The organism is Pseudonocardia adelaidensis (assembly GCF_039543345.1).
GTDB lineage: Bacteria > Actinomycetota > Actinomycetes > Mycobacteriales > Pseudonocardiaceae > Pseudonocardia > Pseudonocardia adelaidensis.
Genome location: NZ_BAABJO010000002.1, coordinates 177,170 through 196,012 on the forward strand (window position 1 = coordinate 177,170; position 18,843 = coordinate 196,012).

Genomic DNA, 18,843 nt, shown 5'->3' on the forward strand with positions numbered 1-18,843 from the left:
ACCCCATGACAGGAACGGACGGGCTCCTCGCCGGGCGAGTGGCCCTGGTCGCAGGCGCGACGCGGGGTGCGGGGCGGGGCATCGCGGTGGAGCTCGGCGCGGCGGGCGCCACGGTGTACGTCACCGGCCGCACCACACGGGAACAGCGCAGCGAGTACGACCGCCCCGAGACGATCGAGGACACCGCCGACCTCGTGACGGCCGCGGGCGGCACCGGGATCGCGGTGCCCACCGACCACCTCGTTCCCGAGCAGGTCGAGCGGCTGGTAGCGCGCATCGACGCCGAGCAGGGGCGCCTCGACGTGCTCGTCAACGACATCTGGGGCGGCGAGTACCTCGCGGAGTGGGGCACGCTGGTGTGGGAGCACTCCCTCGCCGGGGGCCTGCGGATGCTGCGCCTCGCGGTCGACACCCACCTCGTGACGGCCCGCTACACCTTCCCGCTGCTGATCAAGCTGCCCGGCGGGCTCGTCGTCGAGGTCACCGACGGCACCGCCGAGTACAACGCCGGCCACTACCGGCTCAACGCCTACTACGACCTCGCCAAGCTCGCGCCCATCCGGCTCGCCCGCAGCTGGGCGCACGAGCTCGGCCCGCACGGCGCCACGGCGGTGGTGATCACGCCCGGCTGGCTGCGCTCGGAGATGATGCTCGACCACTTCGGTGTCACGGAAGCGACCTGGCGCGACGCCTGCGCGAAGGAGCCGCACTTCGCGATCTCCGAGACCCCGCGCTTCGTCGGCCGCGCCGTGGCCGCGCTCGCCGCCGACCCGCGCCGCGACCGGTGGCAGGGCCGGAGCCTGTCCAGCGGCGGCCTCGCGAAGGAGTACGGCTTCACCGACCTCGACGGCTCGGCTCCCGACGCCTGGCGCTACATCGTGGAGGTGCAGGACGCGGGCAAGCCGGCGGATGTGACGGGATACCGCTGAGGTCGTACGAACGGCACCCTCGTCCAGCTCTATCGGACGGGAGTGCCGTTCGTACGGTGGCTCAGAGGCCGTTGGCCGTCAGCCAGCCCTTCGCCACGGTGTCGACCTCGGGCTTGTCCGGCGCGTTGAGCTGCCGGTTGAGCTGGATGAGCCCCTCGGTGGTGAGCTTCGCCGACACGGCGTTGAGTGCATCGGTGACCTGCGGCGTCGCCTTCGTCGAGTTGATCAGCGGCACCACGTTCTGCGCGGCGAAGTTGTTCTGCGGGTCATCGAGCACCACGAATCCGTTGTCCTCGATGGCGGGGTCGGTGGTGAACAGGTCGGCGGCCTGCACCGTGCCGTCGGCGAGCGCCGCGACCGTGACCGGCCCGCCGGTGTCGAGCGCGCGGAACTCCTTGAACGTGCAGCCGTACGTCTCGGCGATGCCGGGCAACCCGTCGGGCCGGGTCTGGAACTCGGGCGGGCCACCGAAGACCAGCTGTCCGCACACCGGGCCGTAGTCGGCGAGCGACCTGCCGTGCTGCTGCGCGGTGGCGGCCGTGACGACGACCGCGTCCTTGTTCTCGGCCGCCGAGCGCTCGAGCACGGTGAGGGGGGCGGGCGCCTGGGCCTTCAGCGCGTCGTAGACCGCGTCCGCCTCGGTCTCGGTGGCGTCGGGGTTGATGTACTGCAGGAGAACGCCGGTGTAGTCGGGGACGAGGTCCCACGACCCGTCCTTGAGGCCCGGGAAGTAGACCTCGCGGGCACCGATGCCGAAGTCCCGCTCGACGGTGACGCCTGCCTTCTCCAGCGACTGCGCGTAGATCTCCGCGAGCAGGCGGTTCTCCGGGAAGTCGGCGGACGCGATGCGGATGGTGTCGGCGGCCGCGGGTGCCTGACCGCCGCCGCCCGGGGCGAGCGGGTCGCTCCCGCCGCCGCACGCCGACAACAGCAGGAGCCCCGCGGCCGCGCAGGCGAGAAGGGTGGACGTGCGCTTCATCGTTCGACTCCAGCGAGTTCGGGAGCGGGGGATCGTTGAGCGGGAGGAGCATCGGGTTCGGGGCGGGCGACGTCGACGGTGGGCGAACGCCGCGTGCCGCCCCGCAGGCCGGGTGAGACGATCGCCCGCTGCACGAGCGACAGCACGGCCTCGACGACGAGCGCGAGCAGTGCGATCAGCACCGCACCTGCGACCATCTGGGCGTAGTCCTGCTGGCGGAGCCCGTCGATGAGGTACCGGCCGAGCCCGCCGTAGCTCACGTACGCCGCGACCGCCGCCGTGGCGATCACCTGCAGCGCCGCCGACCGCGCGCCACCGAGCACCAGCGGCAACGCGTTCGGCAGCTCGACCTTGAACAGGACCTGGGCCTCCCGCATGCCCATGCCGCGAGCGGCGTCGACGACGGACCGGTCGACGTTCCGGACGCCCGCGTACGTGCCGGCCAGCAGCGGCGGTACGGCGAGCACGGTGAGGGCGAGGACGACCGGGAGCAGGCCGATGCCCATCGAGAGCACGAGCAGGATGAGCAGTCCCAGCTCGGGGAGCGCACGCAGCCCGTTGGCGAAGCCCACGACGAGGAAGCTGCCCCGCCCGGTGTGCCCGACCGCCACCCCGATCGGGACGGCCACCACGAGCCCGAGCAGCAGCGCCAGGCCGCTGTAGTACAGGTGCTCCACCAGCCGGATCGGCACACCGCCGGCGCCGGTCCAGTTCGCGCTGGTGGTGAGCCACGTCGCCACCTCGGCGAAGATGTTCACGGCCGGCTCCTCCTCGCTCCGCGGCTCGCCCGTTCCCACGGGGTGGCGAGGCGCCCTGCGGTGAGCAGGACCGCGTCCGCGAGCAGTGCCAGTAGGACGATCAGCGCGATGCCCGCCACGATCTCGCTCGGGATGTTGCGCTGGTAGCCGTCGGTGAAGAGCCCGCCGAGCCCGCCGATGCCGATGAGCGCGCCCACGCTGACGAGGCTGATGTTCGCCACCGTGGCCACGCGCAGGCCCGCGACCAGTACCGGAACGGCCAGCGGGAGCTCCACCGCGACGAATCGCCGCGCCGGCCGGAACCCCATCGCGGTGGCCGCGGCCACGACCATGCTCGGCACGGCGGCCAGGGCGTCGGCGATGGTGCGCACGAGCAGCGCGACCGTGTAGATCGTGAGCGCGACGATGACGTTGACCGGGCTCTTGACCTGCGTGCCGAGGATGCCGGGAAGCACGACGAACAACGCGAGCGACGGGATCGTGTAGAGCAGCCCGGAGGTGGGGATGAGCACGGCGCGCGCCGGGGCACTCCGGTTGGCGTACCAGCCGAGCGGGACGGCGAGCACCAGCCCGACCAGCACCGGTACCAACGACAGCACCACGTGCTCGCCGAGCAATCCGGCGATCCGGCCCACGTTGCGCGGGATCCACTCCCAGACCACGGGTACGCCCTCAGGCCGCTGCCACGTCCCGCCGGACATCGTCCAGCGCACGCAGCACGTCGTCGGCGGTGATCGAACCGGCCACCCGCCCCTCGGCGTCGATCGCGACGCCGCGGCCCGACGGCGAGGACAGTGCGGCGTCCAGTGCGCTGCGCAGGGAGCCGCTCCCGATGTCGTAGAGCGACCCGCCCGGCACCAGGTGCTCGGGGTCGACGACGGTGGTGCCGTTGCGTTCGGCGCCGTTCAGCCAGCCCTGCGGGTGGCGGTCGGAGTCGACGACCAGCACCCATGCGTCGTCGTCGGGCAGCGGCTCGCCCAGCGCCACGGTGGGCAGCTCGCCGATGGGGATGTCGGCGGACGACAGGAAGCCGAGGCCGCGGTAGCCGCGGTCGCGGCCCACGAAGTTGTCGACGAAGTCGTCGACCGGGCGGGCGAGGATCTGACCCGGCTGGTCGTACTGCGCGAGCACGCCGCCGACGCGCAGCACGGCGACCTTGTCGCCCAGCTTGATCGCTTCGTCGATGTCGTGCGTGACGAACACGATGGTCTTGCCCAGCTCGGATTGCAGGCGCAACAGCTCGTCCTGCAGGCTCTCGCGCACCACCGGGTCGACCGCGCTGAACGGCTCGTCCATGAGCAGGATCGGCGGGTCGGCGGCCAGCGCCCTGGCCACGCCGACGCGCTGCTGCTGCCCGCCCGACAGCTGCGTGGGGTAGCGCCCCGCCATCTCGGGCGCCAGGCCGACGATCTCCATCAGCTCCGCCGCGCGCGAGCGGGCCTTCGCCTTGCTCCAGCCGAGCAGCAGCGGGACGGTGGCGATGTTGTCGAGGATGGTGCGGTGCGGGAAGAGCCCCGCCTGCTGGATGACGTAGCCGATGCCGCGGCGCAGATCCGCGGCGTCGGTGGCGCTGACGTCGCGCCCGTCGACCGTGATCGTGCCCTCGGAGGGCTCGATCATGCGATTGATCATCCGGAGGGACGTGGTCTTGCCGCAGCCGGACGGCCCGACGAAAACCGTGATCCCCCCGGCGTCGACCACGAGGTCGAGGTTGTCGACCGCAACGGTGCCGTCGGGGAAGCGCTTGGTCACGCCCCGGAACTCGATCATCCGAGGGACCTCCGTGTTCGCCGACGACCCCTTGCCGGTCGCCGCTACGCAGCGAGGCTAACGCGAGGGACCGACAACCGCGACCGATGTGATCGGTCCGCGATCAGACCGCCCTCATCCGGCCCGCGGACGCAGGCGTCGCGAGCCTGCCGCGCGCGAGCACCTCGCGCACGCCGGTGGACCGCACCGGCCGGGAGAACAGCCAGCCCTGGTAGGCGTCGACCCCGATGCCGCGCAGCACGTGGAACTGCTCCGCGGTCTCCACGCCCTCGGCCACCGTGGTGCGCCCCATGGCCCGGGCCATGTCCACGACGGCCCGTGCGACGGCGAAGTCGGCCGGGTCGTCGGCGATGCCGGTGACGAACGCGCGGTCGACCTTGACGGTCTGCGCCGGGAGCTCCTTGAGCCGGGCGAGGGAGGAGTAGCCGGTGCCGAAGTCGTCCACCGCGAAACGGACGCCGCGCTCGGTGAGCTCGGCCATCGCCGCGAGCGCGTGCGGCGGGAGCGCGACGAGGCTGGTCTCGACGAGCTCGAGCACGAGCCGGTCCCACTCGAGCCCGGCGTCCGAGACGGCGTCGCTCACGGCCGTGCGGAACGCCGCGTCCCCCGGGAGCAGCCCGGCGAGGTTCACGGCGACCGCGCACCGGCGGCCGCGGTGCTCCGGCCATGCCGCCGCCTCGCGGGTGGCGGCGCGCAGCACCCACAGGTCCAGCTCGCGCAGCAGCCCGCTGCGCTGCGCGACGGGCAGGAAGTCCGCGGGCGGGATCAACCCGCGTTCCGGATGCGGCCAGCGCACCAGCGCCTCGGCCGAGAGCACCGTGCCGTCGGGGCCCACGACGGGCTGGTAGTCGAGCACGAGCCCGTCACCCGCGATCGCCGCCCGCAGCTCCGCCTCCAGCTCGAGGGCCTTCGTGGCCGAGCTGACCACCCCGTCGGTGGCGATCCCGATGCCGCCACGGGCCTGCCGGCGCTTGGCGTCGTGCATGGCCGCCTCGGCGAACCGCAGCAGGTCGGCGGCCCGCACGTCGCCCGTGGGCACGGGGGTGGCGAGGCCGACGGACGCCGTCATCTGCACCGGCCGCCCGTGCACGGTGATCGTGGTGCGCAGGAGGTCGGCGACGGTCCGCGCGAGCAGGTCGGGCCCGCCGACCTCGGAGTGGTCGGCGCAGATCACGACGAACTCGTCGGCGCCCAGCCGCGCGGCGGTGCAGCCGAACGGCAGCTCGCGCTGCAGGCGACCGGCGAGGGAGACGAGCAGGTCGTCACCCGCGTCGTGGCCGAGCGAGGAGTTGACGCGCGCGAAGTCGTCGAGGTCGCCGCACACCACCGCGACCCGGTCCCGGCCGGGCCCCGCCAGCAGCCGGTCCACGAGCTCGAGCCCCGCGGCGCGGTTGGGCAGGCGGGTGAGCTCGTCCACCGTGCCGACGCTGCGCAGCAGCTCGGCTGCCCGGCGGCGGTCGGAGACGTCGGTGCACGCCACCAGCCAGAACCAGCCGCCGTCGTCCGCAGCGGTCACGGCGACGGCCAGCTCGCACCACACCGTGGTGCCGTCCGCGCGGCGCAGCGGCGCGCTGTCCACCCGGTAGCCGTGGCGCGCCCCCGGGGGCACCTGCCGCAGCCACTCCGGGAGCGCCGGCGCGCCCGCCGGTGCGTCGTCGGCGGACAGGGCGGCGGCCGAGGTGCCCCGCAGCCGTTCGAGCGGGACGTCCAGCAGCTCGCACATGCCCCCGTTGGCGTCCACGACGCGGCCGGCGGGGTCCAGCAGCGCCACCCCGCCGGGCACGAGGGCCATCAGGTCGGCGAAGCGCCTGCCCGCGCGCTCCGTCCGGAACCGGGCGATCCGCTCCGCGCTCACGTCGTGCACGACGCCGATCAGCCGCAACGGGGCGCCGTCCGCACCGCGCTCGACCTGGGCGCGGCAGCTCAGCATCCCGTCGCCGGGCAGGTGCAGCTCGACGTGGTGGTCCGCGGCGGTGTTCCCGGCGCGCAGCTCCCCGCACAGCGCGGACACCTGCTCGCCCTCGATGGGCCGGCAACCCGCGTCCGGGTCGACGCCGACCGCGCTGTAGAGCTCCTCGAGCGTGCCGCTGCGCTCCAGCGAGGAGGTCGCCAGGTCGAAGGACCACGTCCCGATGCGGGCCAGCCGCTCCAGCTCGGTGACCCAGACCGGGTCCACCACCGGTGCGGCGTCCCGCTCGAGGACCACGACGGCGGTCAGGCCGACGCCCGGCAGCGGCCACCGCACCGCGCGGACGGGCACGCGGCTCCCGTCCGCGCGCACCAGCTCCGTGTCCTGGTCCGGCCCCACGAGCAGCCGGTGCATGCGGGCCCCGACGAGCGCAGCGGTGTCCGCGGCCCCGGCCAGCTCGGCGAGCGCGTCGTTGGCGCGCACGACCCGGTTGTCGCGGTCGTGGACGAGCGCGGGCTCCGCCGGGAACGCGACCGCGGGGCCGCTGTCCCGCTCCGGCGCCGGGTTCTCCGCGACGGCGCGGGCCAGCGTGGAGGCGAACAGCGCGGCCTCCGGGTGCACCTCGGCACCGAGTGCGGCGTGCCGTTCGCGGTGCATGTCGGCCCGCAAGACCGCGTCGGACCCACCGGACGGCTCGGTCGGTGGCTCGACCACCGGGCCGTCACCGAGGCGGTGTCCGAGCTCTCTCACTTGCGTCTCCCAGCGTCGCGGCCTCGATACTCATCGCTACAACGACGCCGGGGGCCACACGATCTGCCCGAAATGCTCGGTCGACCGACACCGCCCCGAGTGAGTGAACGACCCCGTCGGCACTCTGCGTGACGGCGATGATCACCATCGGAGCAAAACCCGCAGGCCGGGGGCTTCAGGGCGCATCGGCCGCCGCGGCGGCGACAGCTGACGAAACGGCTAGGGCGACACGCGGGTCGAAGGGGCTGGGCACGATCGCGTCGGCGGAGAGCTCGCCGCTCGCCACCGCGAAGATGGCATCCGCCGCCGCGAGCTTCATCGCGTCCGTGATGCGGCGCGCCCCCGCGTCGAGGGCGCCGCGGAACACCCCCGGGAACGCGAGCACGTTGTTGATCTGGTTCGGGAAGTCGCTGCGCCCGGTGGCCACGATGGCGGCGTGCCGCTTCGCGACGTCGGGGTGCACCTCCGGGTCGGGGTTGGAGAGCGCGAAGACGATCGCGTCGGCCGCCATCCGGGCCAGCAGCTCCTCGGGCACCTTCGCGCTCGACAGGCCCACGAACACGTCGGCGCCGTCGAGGGCCTCGGCGAGGCCGCCGGTCACGCCCCGCGGGTTGGTGACGGCGGCCAGCGCCGCCTTCTCCCCGCCGCGGGCGGCGTCGAGCACACCGCGTGAGTCGAGGACGACGACGTCGGGCACGCCGGCCGCGAGCAGGATCCGCGCGCACGTGACCCCCGCCGCCCCGGCCCCCGAGACGACGACGCGCAGCCCCTCGAGGCCGCGGCCCTGCACCGCGCAGGCACCGCGCAGCGCGGCGAGCAGCACGATCGCGGTGCCGTGCTGGTCGTCGTGCATCACCGGGCAGTCGAGCGCATCGATGAGCCGCCGCTCCAGCTCGAAGCAGCGCGGTGCGGCCACGTCCTCCAGGTTCACCGCGCCGAAGCTGGGGCGCAGCCGCACGAGCGTCTCGACGATCTCCTCGACGTCGGTGGTGTCGAGCACGAGCGGGATCGAGTCCAGCCCGGCGAACGCCTTGAACAGCGCGGACTTGCCCTCCATCACGGGCAGCGCGGCGCGCGGGCCGATGTCGCCGAGGCCGAGGACGGCCGTGCCGTCGCTCACGACCGCGACGAGGCGGTCGGTCCAGGTGTAGCGGGCCGCGAGGCCGGGGTCGGCGGCGATGGCGCGGCTGACCTCGGCCACACCGGGTGTGTAGGCGACGGCGAGGTCGCGCGCGTCCGCCAGCGGGGCGGTGAGCGCGGTGCCCAGCTTGCCGCCGCCGTGCGCGGCGAAGATCTCCTCGCGGGTGGGGATGGTGCGTTCTGAAGCGATCGTCACGGGTCCACTTCCTCGTGGTGCTCAGGGGGCGCCGTAGGGGCGCCTGCGCTCGCCGTGCACCGGGGGCCGCGGGTCCGCGACCACTGCCGGACGGCCGAGCGCCGAGCAGCCGCAGGATGCCGCGGCGAGCCCGGCGGAGGGGCATCGGGTATCGAGGCAGATCTTACGCATCCGGCCGCCCCACCGCGTCGGCCTCCGGCCCGCTGGCACAGAGGGCCTCACGGTTCATGACGGACCTCACCCGGTGGGCGGGCAGCTCGACGGCAACGACCGTACGACGGCCGCGGTGGGCCGACACGGGGGCGGGCCGGGCCCGGCCCGGTTCGGTCGGCCCCCTGATCAGCCCGAACGTGACATGAACCGCAGGGGTGCGGCTGAGGTCACGATCCCGATGCGAGCTCTGGACACGAGGGTTGCCGGCGAGCTACGCCCGTCGACGAGGCACGTCCGGCCACACGGGGAGCGCGGCGGTCGACATGGAGTGCACCCCGGGCCCGTGGGCCGCCGGGTCAGCGGACGCTGCGGAACCGCCTCGGGCGGGGCCACAGCCGGCACCGCACCACGGCGAGCACGGTGGCGGGGCCGAGCGTGCGGGAGTCGGTCGAGCCGAAGTCGTTGTCGCCGAGCACCCACCAACCGTCCTCCGACGGCCGCGCGGCCCGCTTCACCGACAGCTGCTCCGGCCGGGCCGTCCACCGCACCAGCACGACGTCCCCGGCCCGCACCCGTGCGCCGAACCGCACGAGCACGACGTCCCCGTCCCGCAGCGTCGGCGACATCGACGGCCCCCGCACGCCCACCCTCCGCCAGCGCACACCCACCCCCTTCATCACCCTGCTGCGCCCCGACGCCCGGAGTAGTGTCGGACACGCCAGAACGATCACCACCCAGGGAGGACCCATGCGGCTGCTAGCCCGCATTCTCCGCCCGCGGCTGGAGGCCACCGCACACTGCGACCTCCCCTGCGGCGTGTACGACCCGGCGCAGGCCAGGATCGAGGCCGAGTCGGTGAAGGCGATCCAGGAGAAGTACCAGGCCAACGAGGACCCGGAGTTCCGGTCGCGCGCGCTCGAGATCAAGGAGCAGCGGGCGGACCTGGTCAAGCACCACCTCTGGGTGCTCTGGACCGACTACTTCAAGCCACCGCACTTCGAGAAGTACCCGGAGCTGCACGAGCTGTTCAACAAGGCCACCAAGAAGGCGGGGGGCGGCCCCGGCGGCGCCAAGGCCTCCACCGACCCGGCCACCGGCCAGGAGCTGCTCGACTACATCGCCCAGATCGACAAGATCTTCTGGGAGACCAAGGCGGCTGCCTGACCACAGCCCCAAGAGCGGCGCTGACCAGCGGGAAGACCTCCTGTTGGTCAGCGTCTTTCTTGTTGTCGGGCAACTTCCCACAGCCCGGTGACGGCCCCGCCCGGGAAGCCGGACCACGGCTCGCTCGGCGGGACGCGGCGACCGATCAGAATGAGCACGCTCGCCGCCGCCGCGACGGCACAACCGCACAGCTCCGCGGGATCCCGGCGCCGAACGACTTGACGAGCGTCGGAGAGGACGCCACTGGGGCGATCACGTATTCCACGGGAAGGGCAAGTGTCGCGGCGGCGAGGAATCCGGCGGCAACTGCGCCGAACGGGCGCATCGTGAGCGGATCCCGCCGACCGGTCCGTCACGAGGCCGGACGGGTCGGCGTTGATGTACAGGAACGGCAGAGCGCTCCCGACAACCGCCAGCACCGGGCCGACCAGGAGCAGCACCGCAGCCACTCGCAATCGGACCACATACCCGCCCACGTCCGTCCTCCCATCCCGGCAGCGCCGCCCGAACACCCGCGGTGAGCCGAGCGGGCCCGATCGTAGAGATCATCACCAGTCGGAACGACCCGGACGCGAGGTGAAAGGTCGGGGCATGACAGGGCTCCGGGTCGCTCACCTCCGCCCGGGGCGTGACAGCCCTCGTGGAGGTCGACGGGATGCCACGAGCGGGCCGCCTGGTCCAGGCCGGTCGCTAAGGTCGCACCCATGACCGGCCGCGTGTTCCTGCTGCGCCACGGCGAGACCGAGTGGTCACGCACCGGCAAGCACACGGGTCGCACCGACGTCCCGCTCACCGAGCGGGGCCGGGAGCTCGCCACCGCCGCGGGCCGGCTCGTCGCGGACCTGCACGACCCCCCGCCCGCGCTCGTGCTGACCAGCCCGCGCAGGCGCGCGCGGGACACCGCGCGGCTCGCCGGGTTCCGCGTCGACGACGTCGACGAGCGGCTCGCCGAGTGGGACTACGGCGAGTACGAGGGCCGCACCACCGCGGAGATCCGCGAGTACGTGCCGGGCTGGACGGTCTGGACGCACCCGTGCCCCGGCGGGGAGACCGCCGACGACGTCGGCAGGCGGGCCGACGGCGTGATCGCGCGCACCGCCGACGCCCTCGAGCGGGGCGACGTCGTGCTCGTCGGGCACGGCCACTTCAGCCGCGTCCTCGTGGCCCGGTGGATCGGGCTGCCGGCCACCGAGGGCGTCCGGTTCGCGATGGAGGCGCCGTCGTGGGCGGTGCTCGGCGACGAACGCGGCGTGCCGCGGCTGGACCACGTCAACCTGACCCCGAAGGGACGCCGATGATCCGGGAAGCACGTGCGGAGGACGTGCCGGCGGTCGTCGGCCTCGTCCACGAACTGGCCGAGTACGAGCGCAGCCCCGAGCTGTGCACGCTCACGGACGAGCAGCTGCACGCCGCCGTGTTCGGTCCCGACGCCGTCGCGCACTGCCACGTCGCCGAGGTGGCCGGCGAGGTCGTGGGGTGCGCCATCTGGTTCCGCAACTTCTCGACGTGGCGCGGGGTGCCCGGGATCTACCTCGAGGACTTGTTCGTCCGGCCGTCCCACCGCGGCAGCGGGCTGGGCAGGGCGCTGCTGGCCGCGCTCGCCGCCGTCTGCGCCGAACGGGGCTACGCCCGGCTCGAGTGGCAGGTGCTGGACTGGAACGAGCCGTCGATCGGCTTCTACCGGGCGCTGGGCGCCGTGCCGATGGACGAGTGGACGACGTTCCGGCTCGACGGTGACGCGCTCACGACGTTCGCGAAGAGCGCGGACGGCTGACGCCCGGCGTCGTGCTGCCCTATCCCTGACGCCGCAGCTCGTCCATCCCCACCGCCCAGGTCCTGGAGGCCTCGCTGATCAGCAGCAGGAACGTGCCGGCGACGTAGACGCCCGCCAGGATGCCGGGCACGAGCTGGTGCGACGGCCCGATCAGCGTGTAGACGACGGGCAGCAGCAGCAACTGCGTGACGATGGCCGGGGTACGTGCCCAGCGGCGACCGGCCACCAGTCCGAGCCCGACGGCGACGAGTGCCGCTCCGATGAGAAGGAAGTAGCCCGCCTCGCCCACGATGTCGCGCACCAGCAGGCCCGTGCCCTCGACGCTCAGCGCGCGCACGACCAGCGCGACCCCGAAGCCCAGCCCCAGCAGGCCCTGGCCGCCGACCAGCACGCCGGCCAGCCGCACCTGCCCGGGTGCCTGCTCGGAGCTCATGTACGCGAGAATAGGCCGGAGAGGCGCGCGGGCCTCCGGGCGGCCGGCCTCGGGAACCCGCGGACCGCGACTCCTGGCCGTGTCCGGCGCGCTACGGGTCGTCGTGCGAGGAACGCAGCTCGTCGCAGCGAAGTCCGCCGATCACCCGCTCGAGTGACGGCCGGCGGCCATTCACCGCTGCTCGTGGACCGTCGAGCCGATAAGGGCTCGCACCTGGGGAAACGTTGCCCCATGGTAGGTCACGGACAAGCGAGTGATCGCGAGTGGACTTCTCGCATGGTCTAACCGGACCTGGGTAACCGGGCCCGGTGGGCGGTTCGAGGTTGATCGCTCAGCGCGGCGACACGAGGCAGGCGGTACATGAGTAGTAACCGTCAGTGCTGGCGCTCGTTGCGTTGAGTGGGTGAGAGTGCTCACCCCGGTGGACCTCGACCCTTGAAGATCGAGCGTGCTCGTGAAACTATTCACAAGCGCGTCCACAAGACCGTGACAGACGATCGGCGCGACCCCGATCGCGCAAGCACAAGGAGCCGAAGACCAATGGATTGGCGTCACCGCGCTATCTGCCGCGACGAGGACCCCGAGCTGTTCTTCCCCGTGGGGACCAGCGGTCCTGCGCTGCTGCAGATCGCCGAGGCCAAGACCGTCTGCCGGCGCTGCCCCGTGGTCACCGAGTGCCTCAGCTGGGCGCTCGAGAGCGGCCAGGATGCAGGCGTCTGGGGCGGCATGAGCGAGGACGAGCGCCGGGCGCTGAAGCGCCGCAACGCGCGCACCCGGGCACGTACTGCCTGACTCCCTCCTTCCCCAACCGCGGGCCCGAAGCCGGACTGCACCCGGCTCCGGGCCCGCGGTCGTTACACCGGGCGCACGCGGGGGCTGCTCCGGAGGGGGCCGACGGTCCGGGCGGCGCGACCACGCCCGCAGGACCAACGACCTCCAGCGGAAGGCTAGCGTCCCCGCATCGAGAGCTTGATGACGGCCTCCGTTCCGCCTCCCGGGCGGGGCCGCACCTCCAGCACCGAGCCGAGTTCCGAGTCCACGAGCGTGCGCACGATCTGCAGGCCGAGACCGGTGGAGCGCTCCAGGTCCATCCCCTCCGGGAGCCCGCGCCCGTCGTCGCCGACCACCACCTCGAGCTCGCCGTTCGAGCGGTTCGCAGACACCACCACCTCGCCCGCCCGACCGGGGTCGAAGGCGTGCGCGAGCGCGTTGTGCACCAGCTCGGTGAGCACCAGGACCAGCGGCGTGGCCAGCGCGGCCGGGAGCGTGCCGAAGCTGCCCTCCCGGCGCACCTTCGCGCGCGACTCGGCGGTGGCTCCGTCGCCGATGGCCGGGAGCACCTTGTCGACGAGCTCGTCGAGGTCCACCCGCTCGGCCACCGACACCGACAGCGCCTCGTGCACCAGCGCGATCGAGTTCACCCGACGCACGCTCTCGGCGAGGGCGATCCGCGCCTCCGGGATCGCGGTGCGGCGCGCCTGCAGGCGCAGCAGGGCCGCCACCGTCTGCAGGTTGTTCTTGACCCGGTGGTGGATCTCCCGGATCGTCGCGTCCTTCGACAGCAGGGCCATGTCCCGGCGGCGCAGGTCGGTGACGTCACGCACCAGCACCAGCGCGCCCGCCGCGTCGCCGCGCGGCCGCAGGGGTATCGCGCGCACCAGCATGACCGCCCCGCGGGCGCGGACCTCCATGCGCAGCGAGTGCTTGCCGTCGAGCGCGCCCTGGATCCGTTCCGCGACCTCGGCCGCGTCGAACGGGTCGTGCACCAGCTCCCGCATGGTGTCGGCGAGCACGAGGCCGACGAGGTCGCTCGCGTGGCCCATGCGGTGGTAGGCCGAGAGCGCGTTGGGGCTCGCGTACGCCACGAGACCGTGCGCGTCCAGCCGGATCAGGCCGTCACCCGCCCGCGGGCTGCTGACCGCGCCCACGGTCTCGGCACTGGGCGGGAAGGCGCCGTCGGCCACCATCTGGCACAGGTCGGACGCGCTGCCGAGGTAGGCGATCTCCAGCGGGCTGGGCACCCGGGGCATGGCGAGGTTGGTGTCCCGGGAGAGCACGGCGATCACCGAGCCGCCGTACCGCACCGGGATCGTCTCGCGCCGCACCGGCACCTCCAGGTGCCAGCGCGGGTTCTCCTCGCGGCAGATCCGGCCCTCGACCACGGCGCGCCGCAGCTGCGGGCTCTCCGTGGCCGTGATCCGGGCCGCCACCATGTCCTCGGGATGCGCGGTGGGCGCCGTGGTGGGCCGGGCCTGCGCCACGCAGAGGAACTCCGCGCCGCTGCCGAGGGGGACCCCCGCCAACGGGATCCACAGCAGGAAATCGGCGAACGACATGTCCGCCAGCAGCTGCCACTCGGCCACGACTCGCTGGAGGTGCTCGACGGCATCGCCGCGCATCTCCGTGTGCTCGGCGAGCAGCTCACTCAGGGTGGACACCCGACGCAGCCTCCAGGTCCGTACTCGGCTCCATGAAACCACGTGGGAGAATCGGGGCATCCCCCGGTTGGAGCGAGGAGGTCGAGCATGTCCAAGCGCGCACGCAAGCGCCGCGACCGCAACAAGAAGGGCGCGAACCACGGCAAGAAGCCGAACACCTGAGCCGTGAGCGGGGCGAGCGGCACTACTGCACGCAGCCGGCGCGCCGGGGTGCCGCTCGCTCGGCGAGCCGCCCGGTGTGGAGCCGACGGCACAGCCGCTCGCGCCTAGCTCGCCGGAGTGCCGCTCGCTCCGCGTGCCGCCCCGGTCGGTGGGTCCGCTCCCGGGGCGCTATCCGCGCTGTTCGATGCGCGTGCCGCGCACCTCGACCGTGGTGGTGGTGCCCGAAGGGCCCTCCTCCACCGTGACCTCGGCCTGCTCCAGTACCGCCACGCGGATCTGCTGGCGCAGCCGGTCCTTCAGGCCTGCAGGGGCGTGCTCACCGCCGCACTTCGCGGCGAGGAGCCGCTTCAGTTTCTCGTCGATGCCGTACTCCGACAGGCACGGCTCGCACTCGTCCAGGTGCTGGGCGAGCAGCCTGCGCCGCGCGTCGTCGCACTCGTGGTCGAGGAAGAGCCATACCTCCGCGAGCACTTCGGAGCAGTCGGTGTCGTGATGGTTGCCGCAACTCATGAGGAGACCCCCTCCTCCTGCCGTCCCCGCACGAATCCACGGTCCCGGGCGGTGCCTGTGAGCAGGTCCCGCAGCTGCCGCCGGCCCCGGTGCAGCCGGGACATCACGGTGCCGATCGGGGTGCCCATGATGTCAGCGATCTCCTTGTAGGCGAAGCCCTCGACGTCGGCGAGGTACACCGCCATCCGGAAGTCGTCGGGCAGCTGCTGCAACGCAGCCTTCACGTCGTCGTCCGGGAGCCGGTCCAGCGCCTCCATCTCGGCGGACGGCAACCCCTGCGAGGTGTGCTCCCCCGCCTGGGCGATCTGCCAGTCGGTGATCTCCTCGGTGGGAGCCTGCACCGGCTGACGCTGCCGCTTGCGGTAGCCGTTGATGTAGGTGTTGGTGAGGATCCGGTACAGCCAGGCCTTCAGGTTGGTGCCCGCCCGGAACGTGCGGAACGCCGAGTAGGCCTTGAGGTAGGTCTCCTGAACGAGGTCCTCGGCATCGGCCGGGTTGCGCGTCATCCTCAGCGCCGCCCCGTACAGCTGGTCGATCAGCGGCATGGCGTCGCGCTCGAAGCGAGCCGCGCGCTCCTCGGCGGTCTCGTCGGGCTCGCCGGCCGGCTGTCCACCGTCCGGGCTCTCGTCGGCGGGGCGGCCGTCGAGCTCGTTGTCGACGGCGTCTGCCGCGTGCTCGGTGCCGGGCACCGCGCTCCTCTCGCGCCGGGTCGCCCGCGCGGCGACCTCGGGAACGGTCACCCCCGTGGCGACCGCGTAACGCCCAGAGGGTACGCCGCCCGGCTGGAGCGAGCCCGTCCGGCGCACCCGCCCGGTGCGCGGAACGTCCATCACTGCCTGTGTCACGGCTGCGTCAACACCCCGCGGTGCCAGGTGATTCCCCGCGCAACGGTCTGTTCTAGTCTCCGCGGCGTGGCAGGCAAGGGGACCCCGGCGACCGCGCTGCTGGTCAAGCAGGGGGTCACCCACCAGGTGCACACCTACGACCACGGTGCCGGGCAGGCGTACGGCCCGGAGGCCGCCGAGCGGCTGGGACTCGACCCGGAGCGGGTCTTCAAGACGCTGGTGGCCGAGGTCGACGGCACGCTCACCGTGGGCGTCGTACCGGTCTCCGCCACGCTCGACCTGAAGGCACTCGCCGCCGCCGTCGGCGGGAAGCGCGCCCGCATGGCGGACGTGGCCGCCGCCGAGCGCGCCACCGGTTACGTGGCAGGCGGCATCTCCCCGTTGGGACAGCGCAAACGCCTCCCGACGGTGGTCGACGAGTCGGCACAGCAGTGGGAGACGGTGTTCTGCAGCGGCGGCCGTCGGGGCCTCGAGATCGAGCTGGCCCCGGCGGAGCTGGTGCGGCTGTGCGGGGCGACGGTGGCGCCGATCGCCACCTGAGACGCCAGCATGGTGGCTTTACTGGCATACCGCGGCAGCAAGGCCACCATGCCGGCATTGCCGGCCCGGCCCGTGGGGCACGACGGACCGGCGCTCAGTGATGAGACGTCCCCGTCGTCGCCGGCAGGAGCTCCTCCAGCCAGGAGGTGACCGCCGCCCGGAGGCCGGGCGCGTCTGATTTCAGGCTGTGGTCGCCTCTCAGCAGCACCACGTCCCGGCCCGGTACGGGCTCCGGGCGGCCGAAGGGATCGGTCTGCCCCTGCACGACGAGGATCGGCACCGTCGGCTGCGCCAGCTCCGGCAGCCGGTCCTTCTCCGGCCTGCCCGGCGGGTGCACCGGGAACGCCAGGCACAGCACCCCGACCGCGCCTGCTCCGGTAGCCGTGCGGCAGGCCACCCGCGCGCCCGAACTGCGCCCGCCGACGACGAGCGGCAGGTCGTCCCGGACGTGTTCCACCACGGCGAGCCAGGCCGCGTCGAGCTGCGCCGCGGGGGCGGGGGCGCGTCGGCCGGCCACCCGGTACGGCTGCTCCACGAGCACGACGTGCACCCCGAGAGCGAGGGCGGCCCCCGCGGCGACGAGCAGGTCGGGGGCACCGACACCGCCGCCGGCGCCGTGGCCGAGCAGCAACCGGCCCCGCGCGGGACCGTCGGCGTCGCGGCGGGTGATGCGGGCCGGGCCGTGCGGGGTGGGGACCTCGGTGCTAACGCCTCCGGCATCAGGGGTCGGCATCGGCACAATATATCGGCCGCCGAACGCCGGGCCGCTCGCCGACTGTTTGCAATAGTGAATGGTGATCATCCGATCGGGGGTATCCCCTCTCGCAGAAGCATCGGGACGATGGAACTCGAAATGCCTAATCCCGGGGAATCCCACGCCCGCACAGCGCAGACGGGAACCGCATGACGACGCGCCTTCGACGTGCCGCGACCGCGACATTGATTGCATTCACCCTGCTCGTGTCCCTCCCCGGCACCGCCACCGCCGCGCCCGTTCCGACCGAGCCCAACACGTACACGCTTTCCCGCGGAGCCTCGGTCGATCGGAAAGCGGCAACCGCTGACCAGGACTCGGTCGACCGGTCTGCAGCACCACCACCATGCGTGACCGCCAGCCTCGACCCCCGCGGAATTGCCACCCAGACGATCCATGTCCGGAACGGCTGCAGCACCCAGCAGCGAGTGAAGATCATCGTCTCTACGGGATGAACTGGGACGCCTTCGACGAATGCCTGCGGGAACTGCTCGTCGTGGCTGAGGGCGGGCTCGGGAGCTACTACGGCGATCGCGCCGGCAGGCGAGCACGGAGCCTCGTGATCACTGTGGCCGACGCAGGGCACCTTCTATAGCACGCGCCGCGCCGCGATTACGAGACATTCCTCAGAATCCTCAGGCGAACCGCCGGGAGGTCGCCCGACCTCTGGGGCGGGGACACGCCACTCGGGCAGCTCTTCGTCCTGTTCTCCGTAGACCCCACCGTCCCGCCCGGCCCCAACTACCACCTCGCGACCTGACGGTCGGACGCAGCTCACTTCGGGTTCGGCCCCGCCAGCAGGTCGAGCTGGATCGGCTCCCGCACCTCCTCCTCCGGCATCGCCTCGAGCAGCTGCGGGCCGTTGTTGCGGACGCTGTTGACCAGCGCCGACACCGGCCGGAGCTCCAGCTGCGTGACGAGGTCGAGCGAGGGCGGCGTGATGAGCGACGCGACCGCGTCGTCGTCGGCGTGCCGGTCGGGATCCAGCCACGCGTCCCATGCGGACGGCGGCAGCACCAGCGGCATCCGGTCGTGGATCTGGGCGAGAGGGCCGACGGCCTCCGTGGTCAGCACGGTGGCGGTGACCAGTCCGTCCGGGTACTCGCCCGCCGGGTCGTCCTTCGGCTTCCAGTACTCCCAGAGCCCGGCCATGGCCAGCGAGCTGCCGTCGGCGTAGTGCGTGTAGTAGGGCTGCTTGTGCTCGGGGCCCCGCTGCCACTCGAACCAGCCGTCGGCGGGGATCAGGCAGCGGCGGGCGTTGAACGCCCGGCGGAACGCCGGCTTCGTGGCCACCGACTCGGACCGCGCGTTGATCATGCGGGCGCCGCCCTTCGGGTCCTTCGCCCAGGACGGCACCAGCCCCCAGCGCACCATCCGCAGCGTGCGCTCGGTGCGGTCCGCGTCGGGGGTGCCCTCGGCGTCGCGGGGGTGCCGCTCGACCACCGTGATGATCTGCTTGGTCGGCGCGACGTTGTAGTCCGCCTGCGCCGCGCCGTCGGTGGCGTCGACGGCGCGGAACTCGTCGGCGAGGTCCGCGGGAGCCTTGATGGAGGCGTATCTGCCGCACATGCCTCCATCGTGCCCCCGCGGCGGCGCCCCCGTCCGCCGAACTCGCCGGCTGTCCCGGTTGTCGCGGACC

The 18,843-nt window shown here is 73.0% G+C and carries 20 protein-coding genes; 7 read left to right on the plus strand and 13 right to left on the minus strand.

Annotated features, from left to right (window positions below; translation table 11 throughout):
• The first annotated feature begins 5 nt into the window (after positions 1 to 5).
• Positions 6 to 929, plus strand: a complete 924-nt coding sequence (locus ABEA81_RS02710) for an SDR family oxidoreductase (RefSeq protein ID WP_345602988.1) — start codon at positions 6 to 8, stop codon at positions 927 to 929.
• Positions 930 to 990: 61 nt separating this feature from the next.
• Here the strand turns inward: ABEA81_RS02710 and ABEA81_RS02715 are convergent, their stop codons facing one another.
• From ABEA81_RS02715 to ABEA81_RS02745, 7 genes are all read right to left on the minus strand, one after another.
• Complete coding sequence (locus tag ABEA81_RS02715) at positions 991 to 1,908, minus strand: ABC transporter substrate-binding protein (RefSeq protein WP_345602989.1); 918 nt, start codon at positions 1,906 to 1,908, stop codon at positions 991 to 993.
• Positions 1,905 to 2,666 (minus strand): ABC transporter permease, encoded by a 762-nt coding sequence (locus ABEA81_RS02720; protein WP_345602990.1) that lies wholly within the window; start codon positions 2,664 to 2,666, stop codon positions 1,905 to 1,907. The genes ABEA81_RS02715 and ABEA81_RS02720 overlap by 4 nt, the downstream gene beginning before the upstream one ends.
• Complete coding sequence (locus ABEA81_RS02725) at positions 2,663 to 3,328, minus strand: ABC transporter permease (RefSeq protein WP_345602992.1); 666 nt, start codon at positions 3,326 to 3,328, stop codon at positions 2,663 to 2,665. The genes ABEA81_RS02720 and ABEA81_RS02725 overlap by 4 nt, the downstream gene beginning before the upstream one ends.
• Positions 3,329 to 3,338: 10 nt before the next feature.
• Positions 3,339 to 4,436 (minus strand): ABC transporter ATP-binding protein, encoded by a 1,098-nt coding sequence (locus tag ABEA81_RS02730; protein WP_345602993.1) that lies wholly within the window; start codon positions 4,434 to 4,436, stop codon positions 3,339 to 3,341.
• Between the two features lie 103 nt (positions 4,437 to 4,539).
• Entirely contained in the window at positions 4,540 to 7,095 is a 2,556-nt protein-coding gene (locus tag ABEA81_RS02735; protein WP_345602994.1) for a putative bifunctional diguanylate cyclase/phosphodiesterase, read from the minus strand.
• Positions 7,096 to 7,270: 175 nt separating this feature from the next.
• Positions 7,271 to 8,431 carry an NAD(P)-dependent malic enzyme gene (locus ABEA81_RS02740; RefSeq protein WP_345602996.1) on the minus strand — a complete coding sequence of 387 codons (1,161 nt, stop codon included), beginning with the start codon at positions 8,429 to 8,431 and terminating at the stop codon, positions 7,271 to 7,273.
• A gap of 509 nt (positions 8,432 to 8,940) precedes the next feature.
• Positions 8,941 to 9,261, minus strand: coding sequence for a S26 family signal peptidase (locus tag ABEA81_RS02745; RefSeq protein WP_345602997.1), 321 nt, complete (start codon positions 9,259 to 9,261; stop codon positions 8,941 to 8,943).
• 70 nt (positions 9,262 to 9,331) lie between these two features.
• Between ABEA81_RS02745 and sodN the strand changes: the two genes are divergently transcribed.
• The 3 genes from sodN to ABEA81_RS02760 all read left to right on the plus strand — a co-directional run bounded on the left by sodN (position 9,332) and on the right by ABEA81_RS02760 (position 11,522).
• On the plus strand, positions 9,332 to 9,748 hold the full coding sequence (sodN, locus tag ABEA81_RS02750) for a superoxide dismutase, Ni (protein WP_425570425.1): 417 nt from the start codon (positions 9,332 to 9,334) through the stop codon (positions 9,746 to 9,748).
• 704 nt (positions 9,749 to 10,452) lie between these two features.
• Positions 10,453 to 11,046, plus strand: a complete 594-nt coding sequence (locus ABEA81_RS02755; protein WP_345602998.1) for an acid phosphatase — start codon at positions 10,453 to 10,455, stop codon at positions 11,044 to 11,046.
• Positions 11,043 to 11,522 (plus strand): GNAT family N-acetyltransferase, encoded by a 480-nt coding sequence (locus tag ABEA81_RS02760; protein ID WP_345602999.1) that lies wholly within the window; start codon positions 11,043 to 11,045, stop codon positions 11,520 to 11,522. The genes ABEA81_RS02755 and ABEA81_RS02760 overlap by 4 nt, the downstream gene beginning before the upstream one ends.
• A 19-nt stretch (positions 11,523 to 11,541) precedes the next feature.
• Here ABEA81_RS02760 and ABEA81_RS02765 read toward each other — a convergent pair whose 3' ends face one another.
• Positions 11,542 to 11,955: a hypothetical protein gene (locus ABEA81_RS02765; RefSeq protein ID WP_345603000.1), complete on the minus strand. Its 414-nt coding sequence runs from the start codon at positions 11,953 to 11,955 to the stop codon at positions 11,542 to 11,544.
• A gap of 540 nt (positions 11,956 to 12,495) precedes the next feature.
• Here ABEA81_RS02765 and ABEA81_RS02770 point away from each other — a divergent pair.
• Positions 12,496 to 12,747, plus strand: coding sequence for a WhiB family transcriptional regulator (locus ABEA81_RS02770; RefSeq protein WP_343943538.1), 252 nt, complete (start codon positions 12,496 to 12,498; stop codon positions 12,745 to 12,747).
• Between the two features lie 155 nt (positions 12,748 to 12,902).
• Here ABEA81_RS02770 and ABEA81_RS02775 read toward each other — a convergent pair whose 3' ends face one another.
• Positions 12,903 to 14,393, minus strand: a complete 1,491-nt coding sequence (locus ABEA81_RS02775; RefSeq protein ID WP_345603001.1) for a sensor histidine kinase — start codon at positions 14,391 to 14,393, stop codon at positions 12,903 to 12,905.
• Positions 14,394 to 14,480: 87 nt separating this feature from the next.
• Here ABEA81_RS02775 and ABEA81_RS42510 point away from each other — a divergent pair, with 87 nt between their 5' ends.
• The gene (locus ABEA81_RS42510; RefSeq protein ID WP_369805044.1) at positions 14,481 to 14,555 is read left to right on the plus strand and encodes a 50S ribosomal protein bL37; all 75 of its coding nucleotides are present in this window, start codon (positions 14,481 to 14,483) and stop codon (positions 14,553 to 14,555) included.
• 168 nt (positions 14,556 to 14,723) lie between these two features.
• Here the strand turns inward: ABEA81_RS42510 and rsrA are convergent, their stop codons facing one another.
• The gene (gene rsrA / locus ABEA81_RS02780) at positions 14,724 to 15,065 is read right to left on the minus strand and encodes a mycothiol system anti-sigma-R factor (RefSeq protein ID WP_345603002.1); all 342 of its coding nucleotides are present in this window, start codon (positions 15,063 to 15,065) and stop codon (positions 14,724 to 14,726) included.
• Positions 15,062 to 15,754, minus strand: a complete 693-nt coding sequence (locus ABEA81_RS02785) for a sigma-70 family RNA polymerase sigma factor (RefSeq protein ID WP_425570437.1) — start codon at positions 15,752 to 15,754, stop codon at positions 15,062 to 15,064. Before ABEA81_RS02785 ends, rsrA begins: the two co-directional genes overlap by 4 nt.
• Before the next feature lie 222 nt (positions 15,755 to 15,976).
• On the opposite strand from ABEA81_RS02785, the gene ybaK reads away from it, so the two are divergent.
• Entirely contained in the window at positions 15,977 to 16,450 is a 474-nt protein-coding gene (gene ybaK / locus ABEA81_RS02790) for a Cys-tRNA(Pro) deacylase (protein ID WP_345603003.1), read from the plus strand.
• Between the two features lie 94 nt (positions 16,451 to 16,544).
• Here ybaK and ABEA81_RS02795 read toward each other — a convergent pair whose 3' ends face one another.
• Positions 16,545 to 17,183, minus strand: a complete 639-nt coding sequence (locus tag ABEA81_RS02795; protein ID WP_345603004.1) for an alpha/beta hydrolase family protein — start codon at positions 17,181 to 17,183, stop codon at positions 16,545 to 16,547.
• Between the two features lie 795 nt (positions 17,184 to 17,978).
• On the minus strand, positions 17,979 to 18,773 hold the full coding sequence (locus ABEA81_RS02800; RefSeq protein ID WP_345603005.1) for an SOS response-associated peptidase: 795 nt from the start codon (positions 18,771 to 18,773) through the stop codon (positions 17,979 to 17,981).
• Positions 18,774 to 18,843: the final 70 nt, after the last annotated feature.